Origin of the sequence: Olleya sediminilitoris, assembly GCF_016785945.1 — a bacterium.
Lineage (GTDB): Bacteria > Bacteroidota > Bacteroidia > Flavobacteriales > Flavobacteriaceae > Olleya > Olleya sediminilitoris.
Window position 1 is genome coordinate 103,563 of the sequence record NZ_JAEMEF010000006.1, and the last position, 25,850, is coordinate 129,412.

The 25,850-nt window shown below is 30.7% G+C and carries 25 protein-coding genes; 10 read left to right on the forward strand and 15 right to left on the reverse strand.

Going from position 1 to position 25,850, the window contains the following annotated elements; genetic code table 11:
* Positions 1-465 precede the first annotated feature (465 nt).
* From JAO71_RS08865 to JAO71_RS08925, 13 genes are all read right to left on the reverse strand, one after another.
* Positions 466-1,365, reverse strand: coding sequence for an SH3 domain-containing protein (locus tag JAO71_RS08865; protein ID WP_203000317.1), 900 nt, complete (start codon positions 1,363-1,365; stop codon positions 466-468).
* A gap of 7 nt (positions 1,366-1,372) precedes the next feature.
* Entirely contained in the window at positions 1,373-2,158 is a 786-nt protein-coding gene (locus JAO71_RS08870) for a L,D-transpeptidase family protein (protein WP_203000319.1), read from the reverse strand.
* Positions 2,159-2,542: 384 nt separating this feature from the next.
* Entirely contained in the window at positions 2,543-3,469 is a 927-nt protein-coding gene (locus JAO71_RS08875; protein WP_203000322.1) for a hypothetical protein, read from the reverse strand.
* 23 nt (positions 3,470-3,492) lie between these two features.
* Positions 3,493-4,923: a peptidoglycan DD-metalloendopeptidase family protein gene (locus tag JAO71_RS08880; protein WP_203000323.1), complete on the reverse strand. Its 1,431-nt coding sequence runs from the start codon at positions 4,921-4,923 to the stop codon at positions 3,493-3,495.
* Between the two features lie 167 nt (positions 4,924-5,090).
* Entirely contained in the window at positions 5,091-5,666 is a 576-nt protein-coding gene (locus JAO71_RS08885) for a hypothetical protein (RefSeq protein ID WP_203000325.1), read from the reverse strand.
* 344 nt (positions 5,667-6,010) lie between these two features.
* Positions 6,011-6,538: a hypothetical protein gene (locus JAO71_RS08890; RefSeq protein WP_203000327.1), complete on the reverse strand. Its 528-nt coding sequence runs from the start codon at positions 6,536-6,538 to the stop codon at positions 6,011-6,013.
* Positions 6,539-6,541: 3 nt separating this feature from the next.
* Positions 6,542-7,126 (reverse strand): CHAP domain-containing protein, encoded by a 585-nt coding sequence (locus JAO71_RS08895; RefSeq protein WP_203000329.1) that lies wholly within the window; start codon positions 7,124-7,126, stop codon positions 6,542-6,544.
* 535 nt (positions 7,127-7,661) lie between these two features.
* On the reverse strand, positions 7,662-8,165 hold the full coding sequence (locus JAO71_RS08900) for a hypothetical protein (RefSeq protein ID WP_054850680.1): 504 nt from the start codon (positions 8,163-8,165) through the stop codon (positions 7,662-7,664).
* On the reverse strand, positions 8,134-11,103 hold the full coding sequence (locus JAO71_RS08905; protein ID WP_203000331.1) for a C40 family peptidase: 2,970 nt from the start codon (positions 11,101-11,103) through the stop codon (positions 8,134-8,136). Before JAO71_RS08905 ends, JAO71_RS08900 begins: the two co-directional genes overlap by 32 nt.
* A gap of 4 nt (positions 11,104-11,107) precedes the next feature.
* Positions 11,108-11,599, reverse strand: coding sequence for a PAAR domain-containing protein (locus JAO71_RS15950; RefSeq protein ID WP_028291392.1), 492 nt, complete (start codon positions 11,597-11,599; stop codon positions 11,108-11,110).
* Between the two features lie 12 nt (positions 11,600-11,611).
* Entirely contained in the window at positions 11,612-13,423 is a 1,812-nt protein-coding gene (locus tag JAO71_RS08915; RefSeq protein WP_116822469.1) for a type VI secretion system Vgr family protein, read from the reverse strand.
* Positions 13,424-13,610: 187 nt separating this feature from the next.
* The gene (gene ribD, locus JAO71_RS08920; protein WP_215906981.1) at positions 13,611-14,591 is read right to left on the reverse strand and encodes a bifunctional diaminohydroxyphosphoribosylaminopyrimidine deaminase/5-amino-6-(5-phosphoribosylamino)uracil reductase RibD; all 981 of its coding nucleotides are present in this window, start codon (positions 14,589-14,591) and stop codon (positions 13,611-13,613) included.
* Between the two features lies 1 nt (position 14,592).
* The gene (locus JAO71_RS08925) at positions 14,593-15,048 is read right to left on the reverse strand and encodes an LEA type 2 family protein (protein ID WP_116822470.1); all 456 of its coding nucleotides are present in this window, start codon (positions 15,046-15,048) and stop codon (positions 14,593-14,595) included.
* Positions 15,049-15,112: 64 nt separating this feature from the next.
* Between JAO71_RS08925 and JAO71_RS08930 the strand changes: the two genes are divergently transcribed.
* The 4 genes from JAO71_RS08930 (at position 15,113) to JAO71_RS08945 (ending at position 19,327) form a co-directional block, all read left to right on the forward strand.
* The gene (locus tag JAO71_RS08930; protein ID WP_116822471.1) at positions 15,113-15,604 is read left to right on the forward strand and encodes a GNAT family N-acetyltransferase; all 492 of its coding nucleotides are present in this window, start codon (positions 15,113-15,115) and stop codon (positions 15,602-15,604) included.
* A 5-nt stretch (positions 15,605-15,609) separates the two neighbouring features.
* Entirely contained in the window at positions 15,610-16,482 is an 873-nt protein-coding gene (gene prmC, locus JAO71_RS08935) for a peptide chain release factor N(5)-glutamine methyltransferase (RefSeq protein WP_203000333.1), read from the forward strand.
* 38 nt (positions 16,483-16,520) lie between these two features.
* Positions 16,521-18,518, forward strand: a complete 1,998-nt coding sequence (gene ligA / locus JAO71_RS08940; protein ID WP_203000335.1) for an NAD-dependent DNA ligase LigA — start codon at positions 16,521-16,523, stop codon at positions 18,516-18,518.
* A gap of 320 nt (positions 18,519-18,838) precedes the next feature.
* Entirely contained in the window at positions 18,839-19,327 is a 489-nt protein-coding gene (locus JAO71_RS08945) for a hypothetical protein (protein WP_203000337.1), read from the forward strand.
* Here the strand turns inward: JAO71_RS08945 and JAO71_RS08950 are convergent.
* On the reverse strand, positions 19,324-20,241 hold the full coding sequence (locus JAO71_RS08950) for a bifunctional metallophosphatase/5'-nucleotidase (RefSeq protein WP_116822475.1): 918 nt from the start codon (positions 20,239-20,241) through the stop codon (positions 19,324-19,326). The two genes, JAO71_RS08945 and JAO71_RS08950, sit on opposite strands and share 4 nt — an antisense overlap.
* Positions 20,242-20,247: 6 nt before the next feature.
* The gene (locus JAO71_RS08955) at positions 20,248-21,006 is read right to left on the reverse strand and encodes a 5'-nucleotidase C-terminal domain-containing protein (RefSeq protein ID WP_028607140.1); all 759 of its coding nucleotides are present in this window, start codon (positions 21,004-21,006) and stop codon (positions 20,248-20,250) included.
* A 72-nt stretch (positions 21,007-21,078) separates the two neighbouring features.
* Here JAO71_RS08955 and JAO71_RS08960 point away from each other — a divergent pair, with 72 nt between their 5' ends.
* From JAO71_RS08960 to porD, 6 genes are all read left to right on the forward strand, one after another.
* On the forward strand, positions 21,079-21,600 hold the full coding sequence (locus JAO71_RS08960) for a DUF6913 domain-containing protein (protein WP_028607141.1): 522 nt from the start codon (positions 21,079-21,081) through the stop codon (positions 21,598-21,600).
* Positions 21,600-22,487, forward strand: a complete 888-nt coding sequence (dapA, locus tag JAO71_RS08965) for a 4-hydroxy-tetrahydrodipicolinate synthase (RefSeq protein ID WP_203000339.1) — start codon at positions 21,600-21,602, stop codon at positions 22,485-22,487. The genes JAO71_RS08960 and dapA overlap by 1 nt, the downstream gene beginning before the upstream one ends.
* A gap of 108 nt (positions 22,488-22,595) precedes the next feature.
* The gene (locus tag JAO71_RS08970) at positions 22,596-23,396 is read left to right on the forward strand and encodes an outer membrane protein assembly factor BamD (protein WP_054850700.1); all 801 of its coding nucleotides are present in this window, start codon (positions 22,596-22,598) and stop codon (positions 23,394-23,396) included.
* Between the two features lie 8 nt (positions 23,397-23,404).
* Entirely contained in the window at positions 23,405-23,734 is a 330-nt protein-coding gene (locus JAO71_RS08975) for a DNA-directed RNA polymerase subunit omega (protein WP_054850701.1), read from the forward strand.
* 4 nt (positions 23,735-23,738) lie between these two features.
* On the forward strand, positions 23,739-24,950 hold the full coding sequence (gene coaBC, locus JAO71_RS08980) for a bifunctional phosphopantothenoylcysteine decarboxylase/phosphopantothenate--cysteine ligase CoaBC (RefSeq protein ID WP_116824478.1): 1,212 nt from the start codon (positions 23,739-23,741) through the stop codon (positions 24,948-24,950).
* A complete protein-coding gene (gene porD / locus JAO71_RS08985) occupies positions 24,943-25,830 on the forward strand; it encodes a type IX secretion system protein PorD (protein ID WP_028607144.1) in 888 nt (295 codons plus the stop codon). Before coaBC ends, porD begins: the two co-directional genes overlap by 8 nt.
* The last annotated feature ends 20 nt before the right edge of the window (positions 25,831-25,850 follow it).

Below are 25,850 nucleotides of genomic sequence, written 5' to 3' on the forward strand. Positions count from 1 at the left end.
TGAGAATAGTTTGTTTAAGTGTTTTATTAATAGTTAATCTGAAAGTTTTTTTTGGTAATTAAATTCTGATTGTTTTAATTTCTTGTGCTTATTATTAATTAATATATAGTTTATCTAAACTTAATTATCAACAGTTCTGCAAATAAATATTTATTGTAATTAACTTAATATGTTTTAGAAAAACAATTGGATGAAAATAATAAATACTAGAACTATCAGCGGGAAAGGTTCTTTTTTTTGGTTTTTCTTTTCCGTTATAATGTTGGTCAGCTTCTGCTACATCACCAGCTTTTGTTTTATTAACTCTTATGACTGGTTTTATTTATACATCTTTAAAAATTACCAAAAACTAAAAACCACAGCTGTAAAAACTGTAGCTTTATCATTTTTTATGTAATATGTTCTACAAAAGCCACAGGATGAAAATGCCATACATTTTTTCGCTTGTATTAAAGGTATATTAAGCTAAAAAGGTATATAATTTATATGCCTTAATAATTTTTCTTTATCAAAGATTAAAATAGACTTATAAGAATTAATAGAACCATATCCATTTGTCATAACTAAAATTAATTGATGACTATCTTTTATATAAACTTCAATATTATCAAAATTAGGCTCATACAAATTATTAAAAATATCCTTGTCTAAATTAAATCTAATATCGTTATTCACTGTAATTCTTTTAATTTCTCTTAAAGGTGTTTTATCATTGCCAAAAACCTTTTTTGAATCTATTCTACTGATAAAGTTATTTTCGTCAAATTCAATAGAATGTTTATCTTTTTCAAAAGATCCAGCTATAATTTCAATAGATTTTTTTTTGTCTTTACTTAATAAAAAAATCGTGTCATTTGATTTCTTTTTAATGGACAACCTTGAATATGGAAAACTATCTATGGAAAAAGCTTTTGACTCATCCAACTTATTTATGTTTATTATGTTTTTCCTTAATCCGTCTTTTTCTTCTTTATCATCATAATAGCTACTAAAAAAAGTAATAAGAGTGTTTGGATTTACTTTTTTTATTCTGGAGTTATGTACATATGCTATTTTGCCATCAAGAGTTTCTATTTCAGACCAATTTGACTCTTTCAAAGGAACATAAGTAAAATATTCACCCTCTAATATTATGAATAAAACTTCGGAAGACGATGAAGGTTTTTTCCTAGCATTAGTATAACCATCAGAATCATTTATCAAACCTATTTCTTTTCTAACCTTTTTAGGGATTATAACAGTATGAATTTGATTCTCCTTTTTTTGAATTATTGTATCATTAATTTGATCTCTTTTTGTATTATCAACTTTCCCTTTACAAAAAAAGAAAAATAACATTGGTATTAAATAGATGATTTTTTTCATTAGTTTTCTATTGAGTATTTGACCTTTTACTTTGCTCTTTATCTTTTGGATCAACTTTTAAGTCATAAAATTTATATACATCTTTTATATCTCCATCATAATCTTCGATATAACAATATATAATCTTACCCTCATTTTTCAATTTAGTGTAAAGCTTCCCTAATTCTTTCATTGCTGAATTATAAACCCTAACACAACCATATGTGCTCATTAAATCTCCTTTATCATTAATTGCTGATCCATAACCATTTGTATGACCAGAGTGAATTGCAATTCCTGTTCTTCCATTATTTGTAGCTTTCTTAAACTCTCCTGTAGTACCTTCAAGCATAATCATTCCATGATTACCAAAACTTGTGTGTCCTACTCTTTTTTTAGGATAATAAACTGTAGTTGTTTTTCCTGTTGGTGTATCTCCATTACCTTCCGCTTTTAATCTATTACTATTCGACCCTCTAGCTAAAGAATGTGTTTTAAATAGAACACCTGAACTATTAAATACGACTAGTGGACCTTGTAAATCTCTTGACTTAGGGGTAATTACATTAATATATACCTCGTTAGCTTTAGCAGTATGTTTATTATCAAAAGTGTGATTAATTCCGCCAGTAATCAACTTCATATGTTCAACAAAAGCAATTGGATGGAAATGATAAATACTAGAACTATCAACAGGAAAAGTTCTTTTTTCTTCTGGTTTTTCTTTTCCGTTATAATGTTGGTCAGCTTCTGCTACATCACCATCAGTGATTTGATCCCAAAAACACAGGTTGTTAATTTTGTCTTCTAACAAAACTTTTTTTGCATCACACGCTTCTTCTAATTTTGTTTTTTTTAGCTTCTGAAGCTAAATTTACTCCTTTTTCATAAACTTTGTCTATTTCTGTGTTAAATAGACCTGTATTATGACCAAAAGACTACGTTTTTTTGTTTTTGTTTATTTGTTATTTTATATATTTAACTGTGACGCTTACATCGACAGGGAGAAAATAAAAACTTCGTGTTCAAAATGATTGATATGGCTTTATAAAATTTTAAAACCAAACAAGCTTTTGCTTCTTAAAAAACAAAAAAACCACAGCTTAAAAAACTGTGGCTTAATTATTATCTTATTTCTTAAAGCTTACTCATATACACCACTAGTTACAAACTAGCGGGAGTTGAGGTTTATCACGAATTAAAAACCATCAACATTACCTATATCACACCATTTTAAGACAATAGAACCATTCTCTATTTTATTTGTAAAAGGATTTTGCTTAAACTCTCTTTCTTTAGTTCTTCTATTATAAAAACCATACCATTCGAATTGCAATTCAGCTTCCATATTATTAATAATCTTACCTATTGGCTTGTTTAAAGAAAAAGAAGTAGCATCTTTTAAATCACTTGGTATAGGGTTTAATAATGGTGGGGAAAAATAAATATAATACTCTGTATCATTAATTCTCGTAAGTCGTGAATTAAAAAAAATATTTTTTGTTTTAAACTGCCCACCAACTAAAAAGAAAACATAATCATCTCCTTTACAATCTGTAGAAAATTTCATTTTTTTAAGCTCGTAAATAGTTTCATATGTAATTTTCTCTTCCTCTTCTAACTCTTCTTTCTTTAACTCACTTTTACCCGTAAAAGAAGTTTTTCTCATTATAACGTTATCCATAGGATCACATTCACCTTCATATTTCCCATATTTACATATCAACTTTACTTCATTTTTATTATCATCAAATTTTAATTGTTTTATAATTGGATGATTTTTTACTTGATATGTATTTTTCGTTATTAGCGAAGCTTCTACTTTGTCTTTCATTGTACACATAAGATTAACCATAGCTATCTTAATTTTTATATTAAGACTATCATTCCATTGTACTTTTAATTCTTGCATTGTGTATTCTTCAACTAACCCAGACATTTTTTTATACGAATACAAGTATGTTACAAATTCTGTATCAGTTAGTTTTTCTGAAGTAACTTTAGAAGAAAGTAATAAGCCTGACTCTATTTTATCACCTTCATTTTTTTCTTTTTCATTTGTTTTACAAGAAAATAAGCATACAGTTAAGCATGTTATAATAATTCTATTTATAAAAATTGACATGACTTTTAATTTTATTGATTTTTTTATTTAATCCAAGTTTGAGGATCTACTATATTTTCTCCTGTATTTGCTTTCCCTTCGGTAGGGTCATAATGCTCCATTTTTCCTGCAGAATTTTTTTTAAGTATTTCATAATGTAAATGACAATCAGTTCCATTTTCTTTAGCCTTAGCAGAAGCACCTATTTCACCAATAACTTGTCCTTTTTTAATCTTATCTCCTATATCTACTAAAAAAACACTTAAATGAAAATATTTTGTTTGAAAAGTTCCATCTTTAGACTGTATCGTTACTCTTCTTCCTGCTCGTTGTTTTTTATCATCATTTTCTTGTGCCTGTATTACAATACCGTCATGGGTAGCTATTACAAGAGCACCATAATCATCATATCCAGAACCAAAATTTATATCAATTCCATTATGATTATGTCCATTTCTAGGCCCAAAAGGACTTCCAAATCTTCTTTTATGTCCATTATGAAATTCTCTAACTGGCCAACCCCCTTCATTATTTGATAAAGTTTCACCTTTACAATAGTCAAAACCAAATTCTTTTAAAAATCCTGGTTTTAAATGTAAATCAGTAATACCCTTTACTTCTTCTCTATAAAACTTACGGTAATTCATCAAACAGCTATCACTCATATGTTCTGCTGGTTGATAGGTAGTACGATCTGGCATTAGATACCTACTTTTTTTATGTTCAAAAGGTATACCTTCATTAGGTAAACTAGCCCAAATTTTACTCGCTTTTGTTCTAATAGCTTTTTCTATTTGCCCTTCAGCAAGTAATTTTATTAGTCCTTTTTCATGATGTTTCATATAAATAATACACAGCTTATCTTGAGAAAGTGCAGAAAAATCTGGTATATTATATTTAGCGATAAGGTTTCTTGCAGGAATAGGTTCACCTACCTTTTTATGGTCTTTAACTATATACCCTTGTAGTGTCCAATAAGTTTCTCTCAACATTTGATATGCACCTGCAGCACTAGAACCTAAATATACAGTTTCTGGATGCTTACTTAAATCAGTCATGGTTTGATGTCCATAAGAAGTTGTATAGCCTTTTTCTCCTACAGATCCTTCTCCTACACGTAACATTCTCATAAATGCCCTAACTCTTGCTTCTGCATAACAAATTTCACCTGTTTCACTTCCTTCCCCAAAAATAAGTTTCATGTGATTTATAAAAGCAATAGGATGGAAGTGAAACACATTTTGAGTGTTAGGAAAGATTCTAGGTAATTTTTCCTCATTGTCATTTTCTGTGGTCTTATCAGTAGTCTCTTCTGTTTTAACTGCTTCAGTTGTATCTGGATTATTGGAGGTTGATAAATTAGTAGGTTCTTCAACTATTCCTCCTCTAAAATCTAAACCAGTATTTTTGTTGTTTGTTTCTGGTTTAGGTTTAGGTGGATTGTACGTTTTTTTGCTAGCTTCTTTCCAGAACATTAGTTTATCTACTTGATCATCTATTGCATTAAGTTCACCTTCTTTTAATTCATCAACAGATCCTCTGTATTCTTCAGGTTGTTTATTAATAAAATAATCGTAAAAACCAGCAACTTCTGTTCTTATTTCACTTTTTTTATAGGACCATTCGTTTTTATGTTTACAAACTATTTTAGAAAAAAGTCTTGAAACTCTTTGGATCTGTATGCTAGGTCTATTTCATGGCTAGATATTACATTACTGTGGTTTCTGTCCATTTGATACCATAGCGCATTTACTAAATCTGTTTCAGAATTTTCTTCGCCTAAATAGTCTTGTACTACGTACATATATTCTTTAATACCATCTTCAATTATATTGAACCCAAATTTATCCCAATTATATGCACTAAACAAATTTTTTTTAGCTATCATGGAAGATTTTATCCATCCTTTTTGCGTGTAAACTCCAGATTTACTGTCAATAATTTGTTTACAAACTACTGATTTGTATTTACCTTCTGTAGTTGTAATTTCTTTAGAATGGTTTATGTCTATTATAGCATCTTTAGAGGTACAAATAGGATCTAGAGTTTTATTATTATCTGGCATGACCCAATATACTTTTTGTACGTCAGAAAGTAATTTTGTTTTTTCGCCACTCTTAGCATTACGTTTGCCATCTTTTATTATTTTATTAGTGTTTTCATACTCAATGTGGCACTCGTTACAAACGAGCGCTAACGAGGAAAGACAAACAGACAATTTTTAGACTGATAAAAAAAATGCTTACCAATAAAAAGTTTAAAGACTTTTTCGCTAAAAATGCTGCAACACTTTAAAAAAAACAAAGCTCTAAGAACATTTTTTTAACCTTTTAAGCTGTCAGACATACTGGGTTCATACAATAAAATTACAAAAAACTAAAGATCAGTATCTTAATAAGATATTTCTAATAATAGGGGAAAGATACGGGGAAAGTAAATAGCTATTTAAAATTTACACAATAAAAAACCACAGCTACCAAACTGCGGTTATATGTTATTTTTTTAGTTGCACGAGCAAGATGCTCGCGCTAGCGGGGGGTAATTTGATACACTACCAACTTATTACAAATCTCTTAAATCAGAGTCTTTTAAGCTAAAAAAAGCATCTTCCCCAACTTCTTTTTCATTGATTAATGCCCATTTTCCATTTCTTTGATATTTATAAATTTTTACAACTGCAGGAAAACTGTAATCATAATAACTAGGTTCATCGTAACCTTCATAAATTGGCTCTAACTTTTCTCCTGGAAAATATAAAGCTACTATATCATAATTATCAAAAAGATGAAGAGAATTATTAAGGTTTTCTAAATCTTTATTGATGTTATTCTCTGAAAAATACTCTGTTTTTTTAGGATAAAAATAGATTATTAAATCACATTTATTACTATTGTAAGTATATTTTAGTAGTCTTTTTTTAAAATCAATTTTTTTCTCAATACAACAATCTTTAAGGTCAAAAAAATTAACTTTTGAATAAGTGATACTATCTACGCTCTCAACAAGTATTAGAGGTTTTGAAACCTCTTTTTTTTTGTTTTTTTTACAAGCAACAATTGCTAATATTAATACTATATATATGTATTTCATTTTTTATTTTTTACTTGGTGTAATAAATCTACAAGGGTCTGCTGTATATCTTTTTGTTACTGTTGGATGATTTATTAGATGTCTCGAAGTTCTTTTCCATTTCAATTTAGCAACTCCTTGTAAATTAATTGCTTTTGAGGCACCGTGAGGTCTTTCTTTAAAATTAATAGCTTCTATGGTAGTTACTACATCATCACTTTTGTTGTAATCAACTACTACTCCTGTATGACCGTTAGAGCCTGAATGATTTACCCACAAGAAGATATCCCCCTTTTTAGGAATATAATTTTCATCTTGTACGACTAGTAAATCTGGGTGTTTTTTTGCAAACTTATCTAAACCAGAAGTGTTTAGATGTTTAACCTTCTCGCTCCATCCAATTTTTTGAAGATATCTACATACTAATTCTGAACAATCAGAGTATTTTAACGCTTCATCTGATTCAGATGTTCTTAAGGTTGGTCCTTCTTGAACATATAAAACTTTATAATTGCTTCTTACATCTGCTTTTTCATGACTAATAGCTATGGATTCTAACCATTCAATTCCTGCTTGTATATCTAAACCACTACCACAAATCAACTTCATATGCTCCACAAAAGCAATTGGATGAAAATGATAAATACTAGAACTATCAGTAGTAGGAAATGTTCTTTTTTCTTTTGGTTTTTCTTTTCCGTTATAATATTGGTCAGCTTAAGCTACATCACCATCAGTAATTTGATCCCAAAAACACAGATTATTAATTTTTTCTTCTAACAAAACTTTTTTTGCATCACGCGCTTCTTCTAATTTTGTTTTTTTAGCTTCTGAAGCTAAATTTACTCCTTTTTCGTATACTTTGTCTATTTCTGTGTTGAATAGAGTTTATTGTAGCTAAAAGATATACTTTTTTAATTGTGGCTTATACGTTATTTTTTATATATTTAAGTTACGCTTACATCTTCAGGTAGAAAATAAAAATTTCGTGTTTATAATGATTAATATGGAGTTATAAAACGTTAAAACTAAACAAGCCTTTATCTCATGGAAAAAAATCTACAACCTATAGCAAGCTGTGGTTTTTTATATACTTTTATTCTCTTTATAGGGTGTTAGTTGTAAACTAGAACCAGCGTGAGAGCTAACCAGCCCCTCCAGAACTTAAAATTTTCACTTTACCATCTTTCTTGACAATGTCATACCAATAAGTAGATTCTACAAAGTGCTCTTCTTCTCCATCATCAAATATCTCACTACAGTCAAAGAAATACAATAATGTATCACAAGATTTCTTTTTCAGATTTTCCCTAGCTTGACAGGTCCTATCCAAATATCGTTTTTTTAATTCTACTCTGAATTCTTTTGGTAATTCGATTAATGTTTGATCTACGTTATTTATATTTTTTTCTAAACCTTTAAAAAAGGAGTTGAGCTTAGTGATTTCTGCTTCATTAAAGCATGGAGAAATGCTTTCTTTTTTAATAACATTGTTTTCTTTCTCTAAAGTTGCAACACTTTTTATTTTAACACTATTCTTCCCTGTCGATTGATTAGAATTCCTGCAACTAACAGACCCTACTAATAATATAGCTAAGATTACTTTTTTTATCATTTTATCTACTTGATTTATAACTTCCGTCCGCATTTTTATTCATTTCAGGAAGAGTAAAAGATTGAACTTTATATTTCTTGGGCTTCATAATTGCAAATTCTTGACCTATTTTGACTGTCCCATATTTTATTTGTTGTTCTCCTGCAACCCTACTACCCTGATTACCTCCAATGTAAACATATCTATTTGTCATTGAGTTTTTTCCAACAATAAATGCGCAATGTGAATAACTCAATACAATTACAGCTCCTACAAAGGCTTCAGTTTCTTCTCCTTCTTTCCAACCATCTGCAGCTTTGCTTTTTGCCGCAGCTTTTAAATTACCATGTGGCCCCCAATCGAATGCATATGAGTTAGCTCCAGAATTAATTTTTTTGTAACTCTTTGTTTGATCAAAGCACCAACTGACAAATGATGCACACCAAGCTATTTTATAATTATGTCCCTTGGCTGTACCTGCATTATGATACTCTGATATTTTCTCTTTCAACGGACTCTCTTTCTCTTTAATTCCTTTGTAAGTTTCAAACTCCTGCAATATATATTCTACCCAAGGTGCTTGTGTTGGTGCAGTAATCAACTTCATATGTTCAACAAAAGCAATTGGATGGAAATGATAAATACTAGAACTATCAACAGGAAAAGTTCTTTTTTCTTCTGGTTTTACTTTTCCGTTATAATGTTGGTCAGCTTCTGCTACATCGCCATCAGTAATTTGATCCCAAAAACAAAGATTATTTATTTTTTCTTCTAACAAAACTTTTTTTGCATCACGTGCTTCTTCTAGTTTTATTTTTTTATCTCCTGTAGCTAAATTTACTCCTTTTTCGTATACTTTGTCTATTTCTGTGTTAAAATCACTGATTTTATTTTTAATATCCCATTCATTAAAATGTTTACAAATAAGCCTACTTAAATCTTTTACAGCAGTATCTTTTTGCATTGCATTGTTCAACTCGTTTTCTGTTAAGAGGTTGTTTTGGTCATCATCGTATTTTTTTAGCTTTTCCCATACTTTGTTAACAAATTTTTTAGGGGTATTATTAGTAAAAGATTCGCCAAAATGATAAAAATAGTTGTTGTCAGGGTCTTCAAAAACTTCCCAACCATAACTTTCATCTAACCAATTGTAAGGGTTTATAAATGTTAAATCACTTTTTTTAATCCAACCTTTATTTGTTTTTTGTTTTCCTTTACCTTGTACGTTATACCAGTCTATATCTTTATTATCTTTTGTAGTAGATATTTTACGTGCGGTTATTTTTTCAGTCGTTATTATGTCTGTATTTGTTTTTTTAGGTTCTTCTTCGTAATAACTTTTAATATCTTGTGTTAAAGTAACCCAAGTATTTTTATCCCCTACTACCTCAGTATTATCAACCCAGTATTTTTTGTTTTCTTTTGGGTGATTATATTTTAACTTTCTATACTTTATATGTTTGGCATCTTTGCTTCTTGCTATAGATTCAGCTTTTTTTGTTGTTTTTGAAAATTCACCATTGGCATCTTTTTTCATGTAGTCAGAAAAGTAAAGTTTTTTGACACTCGAATCTAATAAATTATTAAAATCAGAATTTACTTTTTCAAAAGAACTTATTTGATAATATTTACCAGTTGAGTTCCATTTTATTCTATTATCAAAAGTCACTATTCCTTCTATATCTTCAAAACCTATTTGGGTGTAATGGTCTTTGATTTCTAATATTTTAACCTTGGTGTCTTTTTTTAAAAAATTACAAGGCTTTGCAATCTGTAGAGTTTTTCCTTTAGGAATTTCTATAGTTGTCTGATTATCGTCACCAACATGATTTTTTAAAAAATTATCGACTTCAGTATCATCTGTAAAAACTTCTAAATGAACACAATTGTATGCGTTTTGCTTTTCAAAAGAATATTGTGCTGGTACACCAATTATATCTCCAGCTTTAATTGATGTGTCTACATTTTTTACACTATTTAAAACGATGTCATTTTTTAAGGTTTTTTTTATTTTTAAATCTTTTTTTAGGATGTATTCTTCTTTTCCTTTGATTTTTACCCACTCATTATCTACTATTTCTATTTCTCCTAAATCATTTTCTTTTTTTTCAACTCTAATAAAATCACTTTTACTATTTGGTTTTTTTCTTACAATAGCTCCTTTTTCTGATGTAGGTATGATATCTTCCTCGATATTAATTATAATAGTACCGTCTTTTAAACTTTTAACTCTGTCACCTGAAGTAGCCATAAAAAGGTCATGATCTCCCTTATAGTATACAGGAGTATAAGTTGTTTTATGTTGGTATATCCAATGATCGACAGAAAAAGAAGCTCCTAAGATATAGCCTTCTTCTTTAGTACGAATTTTTTTGGTAGCAGAGTTAACATCGTAAGTAACTTCTGTGCCTTTAGGTAAAACGTGCTTTACCTTGCCTCTTTTTACTTTTTTTCTATCTATAGTTACTGTTTCTAAATCAGTTCCTGATCTTAGGCGTAATCCTTTTTGTTGTGCCTTACCTGAAACTTTTGCTGTATATTTTGCATATAAATCCGGAATGTTTTTACCATTATTTTTTTCTAGTTCCTTCTTTGGCATCAAATGCATATATAAACTGTAAAACCTAAGTTTTTGCGTAGTAGGTTCTTCATCTTTATTTTTTTGCTTACCTGGACTTTCGTAATTATGTTGGACGAGTATAAAACTATTAGAATACTTTCTTTGTGTGTCTTTTTCTAATAAATAGTCTTCTGCAAATCTGTAAGCTATAATTCTACCATCTGCAATTGCACGAACACAATTAGACCCTTCTATATGTATGCCTCCATGCCAAGAACTTAATCGTCCTATAGGGTAAAAGCCAAAGCTATTGTTGTGTCCATAATAACGTTCGTTTAACTCTTCGTTAGTTAATTCTTTTTGTACAACGTTTTTATTAGATAACTCTCTATCTGATGGTAAAATTGGATATGATATTTTTTTTAGACTCATAAATTTATATACTAAAATCTAATAAACTTAAATACCCATTTTTTTCTGCTTCCTCACGAAGCGCCTCTTGCTGTGCTATAGCCTCATTTAATTGGCTTCTGCGACCTGTTATAGACGCCATGACTTTTAGTGTAGGATTAATTGTTGGAAATGGTATTTTATGAATAGGCATTACTGATGTGGTTGGGCTAACACCTGTGCCAATTAATACGGTTGGTTCGCCTTGAGTTATTTGTCCACCATGTGCAGTTAAGCTACCTACGGTTGCTGCAGGTTTTCCGCCAATTAAAACGGTACCTTCACCCATAACTATTGTGTCTGGTGGTCCAATACACGTACATAAATCACCCATTACTGCTGCAGATTTACCACCAATTAATACTGTTGGTACACCTGGTCCAACTACTGGTCCACCGACATGAGGTGGAGGAGGAGTTCCTGGGTTTAACATTGGGCATACATGCATGCTTCCTATTGTTGCTGCTGGTCCTGGCATAATTTTTAGGGTTTAATTTATTTTTACAATTGCTCCTGAAACTTCTGTCATTGCGCTACCTGATACTTTGGTTTGTGCACTATTAACTTCTGCAGAGGCTTGACCTTCTATAATTGCGTTTATACCTGTTATTGTAGCATCACTTGAGGCTTCAATAGCTACGGAAGCATCACTATTAATTGTGGTGTCTGAAGTAGATTGTAATGCCAATGCGCTTTCTGAAATAATATTTGTGTCACCTTCTGATGAGGCATTAATATCGCCTTGAGCCTGAATATCAATATTTTCTTCAGCAATCATTTTAATGTTCTTGGCTTGAAACTCTATATTTTCGGCAGCAGTTATATATAATGATTTTGCTTGTGTGTCAAACGTTATGACACTACCTTCATTATCATAAATATTTATTTTTTCTTCACCATCAGTATCATTTAGCTCTATGGTGTGGCCACTTCTTGTACGTATGGCTTTTATGTCGTTATTACTGCTTTCAAATGTACTAGCTTTATTGTTTCCGTTATATAAGCTACCTAGCATGTATGGGTGTTCAGCATTTCCACCTTCAAAACCAATCAAAACTTCTTCGTTAACTTCTGGTATAAAATGGAAACCTTTATCTACACCAGCATGTGGTGTTACTATACGTATCCAAGGTGTCATCTCACCAGTAATGGTTTGCCAAGGGAACTGTACTCTGATTCTACCTAAACCTTCCGGATCAACATTTTCTAATACAATTGCTGTTTGTGTTTCGCTTTTAGGAAATGCACTTATATTGGTATTTGGATAAGCATCAAACTCTGCTGTAATCGCTTCAAATTCGTTTAAATAATTTCCGTTTTCTGAGTTAGAGTGTGTAACACGTGTTACTCGGTAATTATTACCTTCAATTTTTATAATGTTTCCTAATTTGACTCCTGGATTGTCACTAACACCATTAAGCATGACTTGTTTGATTTCGATAGCTTTTTTCTGTAGCTCAATACTTGTATCTAAACGTTGTTTTGCTTGTGGATCGTTATAGTGGTTATGCCAAACTTTGGTTTCTTTATTAAAAATACTATTAGATTTATTGGTTACAAAACCATTATATCCATTAACTCCAGAGGTAATGTCTTTGGCGTCTTTTTCGTGTATTTCGTTTAATAAATAATCGTTAGCATAATATTTATAGTTGTGCGATTGTGGTAATAGTGATAAATGGTATTCTTTTAAATCAAAACCATAGATTAGTTCAAGCTCGTTGGTTTCTGGTGCACCAAAAATAAGTTGAGATCCATTATAATAAAACCATTCTGAGTGCTGTGCAGCAAGTCTGCTTATATAATTATAAGCACTTTCGTTATGTTGTACAGTATAATGTATAGATACGTTGTTTTGTGGTTGTACTACAACTTCTAATTGCGATTGGTCATAATCTATTAACGTATTTTGTATAATTTCAGAAAGCTGTTTGTCACTGTGTGAGGCGTAATGTGGACCATCATCTGTTATAAAAGTAGGACTTTGTGCTACTACTTGTATAGTATCACCAGTACTAGCTTCATGACCTTTAATAGTTTTTACCTGTGTGACTATACCTTTAAATTCTAATTGTTGGTAATTGTCAATATCGTCTATAGGTGCTATTTGGATAGAAATAGTTTCGCCTAGATAGTTTTTAGTCGTTTCGCCTAAAGTCATTTCTAAATCTTCAAGTACATCCATTCTAAAATGTAAGACTAGATAATGGTGTGCATCAATTTGCTGATTAAGCGTTAGTTTTTTAAAAGCTGTAATTTCTTGACCATTTATAAAAATGGTAGTATTGCTTTGTAAAGCCATGATTTGGTTGTTGTTTGGCTGAATTTTAAACTATTTTTTAACAGTTTAAACATCAAGCTATTGTAAAAAAAACGATACTATCAAATAGACGTTTAATTACTAATAATCTTGTTGATAGTGGCTTAAAATTAGTTTTAAAATATATATTATCATAATTTAATTAAACAAAATTTAATTAAAAATGACGTTATAAATTAGAGTAGATGAATAGTTTATCGTCTAAAACCGAATGTTTTTCGATAAGTTTCCCTTTAAAATTAGGAGCTGACACGCCTTCAGAAAATAATATATCTCCTTTAAAAATTCTTGCTTCGTCCCAAAGGTTTTTATCAATAAAAGCTTGTAACGTTTTTGATCCGCCTTCAATTATTACAGAATTGATGTTATTTTTAAATAAATAATCACAGATAGCAGTAACAGATTGCTCTTTAAAAGTTAGGGTTTCTGCTTCAGTGTTAAAAATAGTATAGTCATTAGACAATAAGTTGTTTTTGTCTAAAACGACACGTGTTGGGTTGCTTCCTGTCCAATCTCTAACCGTTAAGCTTGGATTGTCCATGATAACTGTGTTTGTACCAACTAAAATGGCTTGCTCTTCAGCTCTCCATTTATGGACTAGTTGCCTTGATATTGGATTGGTTATCCAAACGGGTTGTAATTGATCTCTGTTTTTTGGAGCTATAAAACCATCAACGGATTCTGCCCATTTTAATATGATGTAAGGTCTTTTTTTATTGTGAAATGTAAAAAAACGCTTGTGATGCGCTTTACATTTAGTTTCTAATACGCCAACTTTAACATTGCGTCCAGCATCTAATAATTTTTTAATGCCTTTTCCTGCTACCTCAGGATTATCATCTACACAACCAATAACAATGTTAGGTATCTGGTGATGGATAATTAAATCGCTACAAGGTGGAGTTTTTCCATAATGACTGCAAGGTTCAAGCGTAACATAAATGGTGGCTTGTTTTAAAAGCGATTTATCTATAACGCTGTTAATGGCATTAACTTCGGCATGATTACCTCCATATTTACTAGTATAACCTTCACCAATTATACGATTGTTTACTACAATTACACTACCAACCATTGGATTTGGACGTGTTTGTCCTAATCCATTTTTACCAATTTGTAAAGCGCGTTGTATGTAATATTGGTCTGTCAAATTATAGTTTGATTTTTACATCCTCTGTTCGGTCTACATTGTAAGTATGTGAGAAGCCTAAAATTTTATACTTAATTTCACCAAGGTATTGTACTTTCATTTTTTTACTAAACAAACTACCTAATAAGCTACTTAAATTTTTATTACTAAGTAAACTATCTGTTGGGATTTTGGCTTGTAGTGGTATGCTAAATTCTTTTCTAGAAGGGACTTTAAAACTTTCACTTGTGACAGACGCAAGTTCGTTGTTATTAACAATAACCCTAATTCCATCTGTTTTTAATTGTCCACTAATGTGATTTGGGTTTAAGAAAAAAGCATCTGCAGTAAGTGTAATAAATTTAGAATTAGAGTGTGACACTTTAATATTTTCAACTTTAATAAATTCTGGTCTTTCAGTCACTTTGCAACTAAAAAAGCAGAACAGTATTGTTAATAAAATTAGTGTGTTTCTCATGGTTCTATTTTTAGATTTACCGTATCTTTCACCTTTAAATCAAGCACAAAAATAACATTTAAAAGTGAGTAATACTACTATTGAAATAAGAGAAATCCAGCCACAGGATAATCCTGAAATAGAGGCAGTTATACGTGAGGTTTTTATCGAGTATAATTTACCTTTAGTTGGTACTGCTTATGAAGATGCTGAAACCCCTAAAATGTTTCAGGCTTATGCAGATCCAAAATCTGTGTATTATGTTGTTGTTGTTGATGGCAAAGTTGAAGGTGGTGGAGGTTTAAAACCTTTAAGAGGAATGGAGAACGAGGTATTTGAAATACAAAAAATGTATTTTTCAAATCGCTTACGCGGAAAAGGCTTTGGTAAAAAACTATTCTTAAAATGTTTAGAAAAAGGAAAGTCTTTAGGTTTTAAAAAGGCCTATTTAGAAACTATTCCTGTTTTAAAAGAAGCAATCCATATTTACGAAGCTAATGGTTTTAAGCATCTTGAAGGACCTTTAGGTAGTACAGGACATTTTAGTTGTGGAATTTGGATGTCAAAAAACATATAAAGTAGATGTTGGTAAACGATTTAAAAGCGTTGTTTCATAATCAATTGGATGCCATTTATGGCAAGGATGAGGTGTTTACTTTTTTCTTTATGTTAACGGAAGCGTATAGTAATATTTCAAGATTAGATGTTGCTTTAGATATTAATTTAAGTATCACAAAAGCTGAGCAGCAGCCTTTTTTTGACGCTTTAGAGCAATTAAAAAAACAGCAACCAATACAATATATAATAGGTGAGACCGAGTTTTTTGGACTGCCTTTTAAAGTTAATTCCAATACTTTAATTCCGCGTCCAGAAACCGAAGAATTGGTACAACTGATTATGGATAGTTATACTAACAAAGCTTCAGTAAATAACGCTTCAATTTTAGATGTTGGTACTGGCAGTGGTTGTATTGCTATTAGTTTAGCCAAAAACATAGCTAAAAGTACTGTTCATGCGCTTGATGTTTCCGCGAAAGCGATACAAAACGCATCAGAAAACGCAATGTTAAACCAAGTATATGTTAACTTTTTAGAATCTAGTATTTTAGAGGATACGACTTGGGATAGTGTTTTTAAGGATTTAAAATTTGATACCATTGTATCCAACCCACCTTATGTAAGACAGCTTGAAAAACAAGCCATGTCTGCTAATGTGTTAGAAAACGAACCGCATTTAGCTTTGTTTGTAGACGATGATAATCCTTTAATTTTTTATAAAGCCATTACAAATTTTGCATTAAAATATTTAAAGCCTAAAGGCGAATTGTTTTTTGAAATAAATGAATATTTAGGTCGTGAAACAGTAGATTTATTAATCCATAGTGGTTTTGAAAACGTACAACTAAAACAAGATTTTTTTGGAAAAGACCGTATGGTTTTTGGAAGAAAAAAATAATACAATAAGCAGTTAACAATTGCTAATAGTCACATTATATGAGCATACAATTAAAAATAAACGCATTAAGAGAACAGTTAAGAGAACATAATTATAATTATTATGTTTTAGACAGTCCAACTATTAGCGATTATGATTTTGATATACAATTAAAAGAATTACAGGTTTTAGAAGAGGCTCATCCAGAGTTTTTTGACGCTACATCACCAACGTTACGTGTTGGAGGTGCTGTTACAAAAAACTTTAATACAGTGGTGCATAAACACAGGATGTATAGTTTAGATAATTCTTATTCTTTAGAAGATTTAAAAGATTGGGAAACACGTATTAAAAAAATGGTGGATGGTCCAGTTGAATATGTTTGCGAGCTTAAATATGATGGAGCGTCTATTAACTTAACTTATAAAAATGGAACCTTGTTTAATGCGGTAACACGTGGAGATGGGATTCAAGGTGATGATGTTACAGCAAATATAAAAACCATTAATTCTGTGCCTTTACAATTAAAAGGAGAAGATGTGCCAGAGCAATTTGAAATTAGAGGAGAAATAGTATTGCCTTTTGATGGGTTTAATGCTATGAATGAAATACGAATTGCTAATGGAGAAGAACCTTATAAAAACCCACGTAATACAGCATCTGGTAGTTTAAAACTACAAGATAGTGCTGAGGTTGCAAAACGACCTTTAGATTGTTTATTATACGGTTTAGTTGGTGGAGCTTTTGATTATAAAACGCATTTTGAAAGCTTAGATAAAGCTCGTCAAATGGGGTTTAAAGTGCCTAATGAAGCTAAATTGTGTCAAAATATTGATCAAGTTTTTGAGTTTATTAATCATTGGGATGTTGCTAGACACGATTTACCGTATGAGACTGATGGAGTAGTGGTCAAGGTTAATAATTTACACCAGCAAGATGAGCTTGGTTTTACATCCAAAGCACCACGATGGGCTATGGCTTATAAATTTAAAGCAGAGCAGGTTAGTACTGTTTTAAATAGTATTTCTTATCAAGTTGGTCGCACAGGTGCAATTACACCTGTCGCTAATTTAGAACCTGTTGAACTTGCAGGAACAGTGGTAAAACGTGCTTCGTTACATAATGCAGATCAAATTGAAAAATTAGATATTAGAGAAGATGATACGGTTTTTGTAGAAAAAGGAGGAGAAATTATACCAAAAATTATTGCTGTTAATTTAGTAGAAAGACCTGAACATTCAATGCCAACTAAATATATTACAGAATGTCCAGAGTGTCATACACCTTTACAAAGAGAAGTTGGAGAAGCGAAACATTTTTGTCCAAATTACAATGGTTGTAACCCTCAAATCATTGGACGTATTCAGCATTTTATTTCTAGAAAAGCAATGGATATTGATGGCTTAGGTGGAGAGACCGTTGCGCTTTTAGTAAATGCAGGATTGATTAAAAATTATGCAGATTTATACGAGTTAACCAAAGCACAAGTCTTACCTCTAGAACGCATGGCAGAGAAAAGTGCTGACAATTTAATTGCAGGTATTGAAGCTTCAAAGCAAATACCATTTGAACGTGTTTTATTTGCTTTAGGTATTAGGTTTGTTGGTGAAACTGTTGCAAAAACATTAGTTAAACATTATAAAACCATTGATGCATTGGCTTTTGCTTCGGTTTTAGATTTAGAACAAGTTAACGAGATTGGTATTAGAATAGCTGAAAGTGTTGTTGACTTTTTTGCTGATCCAGAAAACCAAGACATGATTAGTAGATTAAAATCTTATGGTTTACAATTAGAGATTTCGGCTGAAAAATTAGCAGGTCAAACCGACAAATTAAAAGGACAAGTTATAGTGGTTTCTGGTGTATTCCATTCGGTATCAAGAACTGAGCTTAAAAAATTGATAGAAGATAATGGTGGAAAGGTAAGTAATTCAATTTCATCTAAAACTAGTTATATTGTAGCTGGAGATAATATGGGACCAAGCAAAAAAGAGAAGGCTGAGAAGCTGAAAGTGGAATTAATTTCTGAGCGGGATTTCTTACAAATACTTGAGTAGTCGCTATGTTAATCCGTTAAAAGGCGTTTATTTTCGTCTAATAACAAAATTAATGTATATTTGCTGCTCAAATCAAAATGATGAAGTTATCAAGGTTTAATGTTGTATCCATAATATTGGTTATACTTGTGCTGCTTGTTGCGGTTGGTAGGATATTTGTTTGTCCTACTTTATCAAATTATTCTTGGATAGCCATTTTTCCACTGTTTGTTTATTTGTACTACAGTCATGTAAAGGACAAAAATCATTTGTTTGGCTTTTTTCTTATAGCTTTTTCAATTGCAGAGTTTTTAAAAATAGTCTTTGACACTAGTAACGCTATGGCTTACTATTTTGCAAATATCTTAGTAATTATAGCCTACATTGCATTAATAGTCTTTTTTGTTAAAGACATTAAATTGAAACCATTATTAAAAGAATTTAAAATACATATTATTGTATTGTTAGTGTTTAATGCTTACATTATATATGTATTAAATCAAATGATCATGCAAGATGAAGATATATCTGTATATTCATTAGATTTTTTAATCGAGGTTACCTATAATGTATTAATATTACTAGTATTATCATTATCGTTAATACATTATTTATATCACGAGACTAAACCTGGTTTATTCCTGTTTTTAGCTAGTGTTTGTATTGTTTTTTCAGAAATGGTTCAGGTGGCTTATTTGTTTATTTCGTCTCAACAATTACTACAAGTTATATATTCTTCACTAATGGCAGTTGGATTTTATTTTTTATACGAGTATATCAAAATAAAAAACAATCCACCATTAGGATCACCACAAGCTTTAAGGCGTTAAACAATTATTGAGGTTCCTTCCGCTTTTTTAGTGTTATCAGATTCAAAATAAAAATCAATTTTACCAAGATTAATTCCGTAGCAACCAACTTGGTTTACTAATACATTTTTGCCATCAATATTTTGTGCAACTGTAGGTTTTGGTAAAAAAGTATGTGTGTGACCACCAATAATTAAGTCTATGTCTTTAGTGTTTTTGGCTAAGTTAAGATCACTTATTTTGTCTGGATTTTTCTTGTAGTTATATCCTAAGTGAGACAAGCAAATAATTAAATCGCATTGTTCATCCTTTTTAAGGATTCTTGTCATTTCTTGCGCAGTTTCAATAGGATCTAAATAGTCTGTTTCTTTATACATAGACTTATCAACAAGACCATCTAATTGTATTCCTAACCCAAATACACCTATTTTTAAACCTTCTTTTTTAAAGACTTGATAAGGTTTAACATGCGTATCCATAACAGTATTTTTAAAGTCATAGTTAGCAGATACAAAACCAAAATTAGCATGTGGTAATTGTGCATATAATCCATCAATACCATTATCAAAATCATGATTACCAATAGTAGCTAAGTCGTATTTTAAGCGACTCATTAGTTTAAATTCTAATTCTCCTCCATAATAATTAAAGTATGGTGTACCTTGAAAAATGTCACCAGCATCAAGTAATAAGGTATTAGGGTTTTCTTTTCTAATATTTTCAATTAAAGTAGCACGCCTAGCAACACCACCTTTGTTAGCATTTCGTCCATCTTCAGGACCAAAAGCATCAATGTGACTATGCACATCGTTAGTGTGTAAAATGGTGATTTTTTTAGTATTGGCAGTTGTTGCAAAAGATTGTAATCCATAACCACCAACTGTAATTAAAGCAGTAGCTGCTGTTGCTTGTTGTATAAAGTCTCTACGTTTCATGTTTAGTTATTTAGTTTGGATAAATCTATTGTCAATTACAGGTTTGATAGTGTCTACACTTTTAAAGTAGTCTATCATAGCGTTTCTTATTTTATAATCTAAAACATAAAGACTATCATTGGTTTTAAAAAATCGCATTCGGTCACCACCATTATATAAATAGTCGTTAGTAGCAACATAATAGGTCTTATCCTTTTGGATAGGTTCATTATTTAATAAAGCTTCAGTAATAGCATAGTTTTTGTCTAAAGTTAATTGCAATCCACTAATAGGATGTGGACGCTTAGATTTACTTAAGTAGTCTGTTAGGCTATCAATTTGTTGTCCTTTTAATGCAACAACAACAATACTGTTTTCAAAAGGCATAATCTGAAAAGCAGTTCTAGTCGTTACATTTCCTTTAGATATAATAGATCGTATACCACCATGATTTAGTAAAACCATATCTATATTATGACCAGTGCGTTTGTTAAAAATTGGGTCACTTTGCGTCAATACAGCATCAGCCATTAAGTTACCTATAGCTGTGTTTAAGTCTCCATCATTTTTGCTATATGTTTCAGGTGCGTAAGACAGTATAGCATTCATGTCTTTATTAACGCTTTCGCGGAAAGGTTTAATTATCGAGTCTATGCCTTTATCAATAGCAATAGAGTCCGTAATTGGGATCTGTTTTCCTTCAATTTTAGTTAAACTGAAAGTCTCTTGCTTACAGGATGCTAAAGACATAATAGCAAGCAAAAATAAAAGTGGTCTTAAATTCATATTTAAAGTTGAATAATTTAAAGTCAATATTTAGTTACAATCATTACATTTGTAACAAAGGAATAAAGATAGATGATTTTAAAAAGATTTATAGACAAATCTAATAAAAAGTATGTTAAGAAATCTGTACTAAACAGAGTAGTACAGCCTAATGACAACAAAATTAATAGCATTGGTGTACTGGTAGATAATAATGAGTTTACTGATATAGAGTGGATTAATAATTTAGCACAAAGCCTAAAAGTCAATCAAAATCAATTAAAAATTTTATCATATTTTAATCCCAAAAAAGAGGAAATTTCTGTCTTTACAAATACCTTTGCAAAAAAGGATTTGAGCTGGAATGGTCAATTTAAATCGCAAATAGCTAAGGATTTTGTAAATACATCTTTTGATTTGTTAATTAACTTGTATCAAACCAATGATTTAGCATTGCAAGTTGCAACAGCAGCTACTAATGCAACCCTAAAAGTTGGTTTAAATAACACAAATCCTGAATTAAACGATTTAATTATTAATGTAAACATTAATGATAAATCCGTTTTCAAAACCGAATTAATAAAATACCTAAACATATTAAATAAATTAAAGTAATGAATAACCCTTTTTTAGGCACAGGAGTAGCAATTGTAACACCTTTTAATGATGACTTAACGGTCGATTACAAAGCGCTAGAAAACATTGTAGAATACAACATTACCAATGGTACAGATTATATAGTAATAAGTGGTACAACAGGTGAAAGCGTTACAGTTACCAAACAGGAAAAAAAAGAGATAGTTACAGCAATAATTAAATACAATAAAGGACGTTTACCTTTAGTTTTAGGTATTGGAGGTAACAATACAGTAGCAGTTGTAGAAGAAATCGAAAATACAGATTTGTCTGCTTTCGCAGGAATTTTATCCGTTGCTCCATATTACAGTAAACCAACACAAGAAGGATTTTACCAGCATTTTAAAGTAGTAGCAGAAGCTTGTCCAGTACCAGTTATACTATATAATGTACCTGGACGTACAGCAAAAAACATGTCTCCAGAGACGACGTTGCGTTTAGCAAAAGATTTTGACAATGTTGTGGCTGTAAAAGAAGCAGGAAACAATATGGGACAATATTTACAGTTATTAAGAGATAAACCTGAGAATTTTTCAGTTATTTCAGGAGATGACGATTTAGCTTTAGGAGTTGTTTTAGCAGGTGGAGCAGGAGTAATATCTGTAATAGGTCAAGCTTTACCAAAAGCATTTTCTACAATGATAAACCTAGGTTTAGAAGGTAAAGCAAAAGAAGCTTATGATTTGCATTTTAAAATGATGGACATTGTAAGTTTAATTTTTGCCGAAAACAATCCAGCAGGAGTAAAAGCTGTGTTAAGCCAATTAAATTTATGTGCTACAACAGTTAGATTACCATTAGTTCCTGCAACAGATCAGTTACAAAAAAGTATTGAGGCGTTCCTGTCAAATTTTGATAAAAGTTAAATTATACTTAAACCTATATCAAACTTGATATCTTCAATTAATTTAGCAACTAAATTATATTTTTAAAATCCATTTAAATAGCGTATTTTTGCGCTTCGTTAAAATTTTATGAAGAATTTATTTTACATCTTAATTACATTTTTAGTTTTTACTTCTTGTAGTGATTATCAAAAGGCTTTAAAGTCTGAAGACGTTGCTGTTAAGTTTAAAATGGGAGAACAACTATATAATGAAGGAAAATTTAATAAAGCTAGTCGCTTATTTGAACAAATTTTACCAGCATATAGAGGTAAGCCTCAAGCAGAAAAATTAATGTTTTTAGATGCAGATTGCTATTTTCAAACAGGTCAAGAATACTTAGCAGGTTATAAGTTTGAGCGTTTTGCTTCATCATATCCTAAAAGTGAAAAGGTGGAAGAAGCCTATTATAAAAGCGCAATTAGTTATGCAGATTTAGCACCTGTATATTCTAAAGAACAACACGATACAAATCACGCATTAGAAAAATTACAATTATTTGCAAACCTGTATCCAACGTCAGAGCACATGCCAAAAATTAACGAATTGGTAAAAGATTTAGAATACAGACTAGAATTTAAAGCTTACAGTATTGCAAAACAATACAATCATATTTCTGACTTTAAAGCATCAATAAGTGCTTTTAATAACTTTATAGCAGATTTTCCTGGAACAACCTTACGTGAAAAAGCGTTGTTTTACAGATTTGATTCTGCTTATCAGTTAGCAATGAAAAGTGTAGAAAGTAAAAAAGAAGAAAGGTTAAATACAGCAATCACATATTATAATAGCTACAAAAAATCCAAAGGTGAATTAGAATTTTTGGAAGAAGCAGATAGTATGGCTGAAGATTTAAACGAACAATTACAACAATATAGTACCAAAAGCTAATATATATTATGGATTTAAAAAAAATCGACGCTCCGTTATCAACGACTACTTATAACAGAAATGCAATTGATGCTCCAACAAACAACATTTATGAAGCAATTTCAGTTATTTCTAGAAGAGCAGAGCAAATTAATTCTGAAATTAAAAAGGAATTAATTGAAAAGCTTGAAGAGTTTGCTACTTATAATGACAGTTTAGAAGAAATTTTTGAAAACAAAGAACAAATTGAAGTCTCTAAGTTTTACGAAAAATTACCTAAACCTCATGCTTTAGCAGTTCAAGAATGGTTAGATGACAAAATCTACCACAGAAATACAGAGCAAGATAAAAAAGACTAAAACTATGTCTATATTAAGTGGCAAAAATATACTATTAGGCGTCAGTGCTGGTATTGCTGCTTACAAGACTGCTACATTAGTCAGAGCATTCATAAAAGCAGGTGCCAACGTAAAAGTCGTTATGACACCTGCTTCTAAAGATTTTGTTACTCCGTTAACACTATCTACACTATCCAAAAATCCTGTTCATTCAACATTTACTAACGATGATGATGATAATGCTATGTGGAATAACCATGTAGAATTAGGACTTTGGGCAGATTATTTTGTTGTTGCTCCTGCAACAGCAAATACATTGTCAAAAATGGCAAATGGTACTTGTGACAATCTTTTATTAGCAACCTATTTATCGGCAAAATGTAAAGTGTATTTTGCACCAGCAATGGATTTGGATATGTATATTCATCCATCCTCAGTGCATTCTTTTGAAACACTTAAAAGCTATGGTAATGTTATGATTCCTGCTACTTCAGGAGAATTAGCTAGTGGACTTGTTGGTCAAGGTCGTATGGCAGAACCAGAAGATATTGTTTCGTTTATAGAAAAAGATATCATTAACGGTTTGCCTTTAAAAAACAAAACCGTTTTAATAACAGCTGGACCAACCTATGAAGCTATAGATCCTGTAAGATTTATTGGTAATCATTCCTCTGGAAAAATGGGGTTTGAAATTGCAAAAGCAGCAGCTAATTTAGGAGCAAATGTTGTTTTAATTTCTGGTCCAACGCATCAAACGGTTAATCATAACTTAATTAAAGTTATTCCTGTGGTAAGTGCACAACAAATGTATGATGCTGCTCACCTTCATTTTAATAAATCTGATATTGCTATATTGTCTGCTGCGGTTGCAGACTATAGACCAAAAAATATCGCTACTCAAAAAATAAAAAAGAAAACTTCAACGTTAACTTTAGAGTTAGAAAAAACAAAAGATATTTTAGCCTCATTAGGTCAAATTAAAACCAAGCAGTTTCTTGTAGGTTTTGCTTTAGAAACTAATAACGAGCTTGAGCATGCAAAATTGAAGCTTAAAAAGAAGAATTTAGATTTAATTGTTTTAAATTCGTTAAACGATAAAGGTGCAGGATTTAAGTCTGATACAAATAAAGTAACTTTAATTAATAAAGACGAAGAAGCTACTGTTTACCAGTTGAAATCTAAAGCTGAAGTTGCTAAAGACCTTTTTAATACTATAATAAATACACTAAATGCGTAATTTTTTATTCTTATTTTTATTTTGTTTTAGTGTTTCAATCAACGCACAAGAGTTAAATGCTACTGTCGTTGTAAATGCACAGCAAACAGGTAATGAAAACTTACAACAATTTAAAACACTTGAAAAACAACTGAAAGAATTTATATCTAATACACAATGGACAGATATAAAGGTTAAACCTCAAGAGCGTATAGATTGTAATTTTGTAATAAATATTAGTGAGTATTCAGGTAACAACTATAAAGCAACATTGCAAATACAATCGTCAAGACCAGTTTTTGGTTCAAGTTATACAACTCCAGTATATAATATTAACGATAAAAATTTTACGTTTGAGTATATCGAGTTTCAAAACCTTATATATAATGAAACACAGTATGCCTCTAATTTAATATCTGTTTTAGCTTTTCATGTTAATATGATTTTAGGGATGGATGCAGAAACCTTTAAAAAACAAGGTGGTAGTAAGTATTTTGAGCAAGCACAAAACATTGTTAACTTTTCACAGCAAGAAAATTATGCAGGATGGAAGTTAGCAGATGGTTTGCAAAGTAGATTTGCGTTAATAGACAATTTATTATCACCAACTTTTAAAGAATTTAGAACCGTTTTATATGACTATCATAGACTTGGTTTGGATGCCATGAGTGTTAATCAAAAAGAAGCTAAAAACAAAATAGCATCTAGTTTGTCTTATTTCAAGGATATGAATAGAAGACGCCCAAACTCGTATTTATTACGTGTGTTTTTTGATGCTAAAGCAGAAGAAATAGAACAAATTTTTTCTGATGGTCCAAGTGTTGATATCGCAGACTTAATAGAAACACTTAACAAAGTGGCGCCAATACATTCTTCTAAATGGAGAAATATAAAATTTTAGACTTAAATTATTTTCATTCT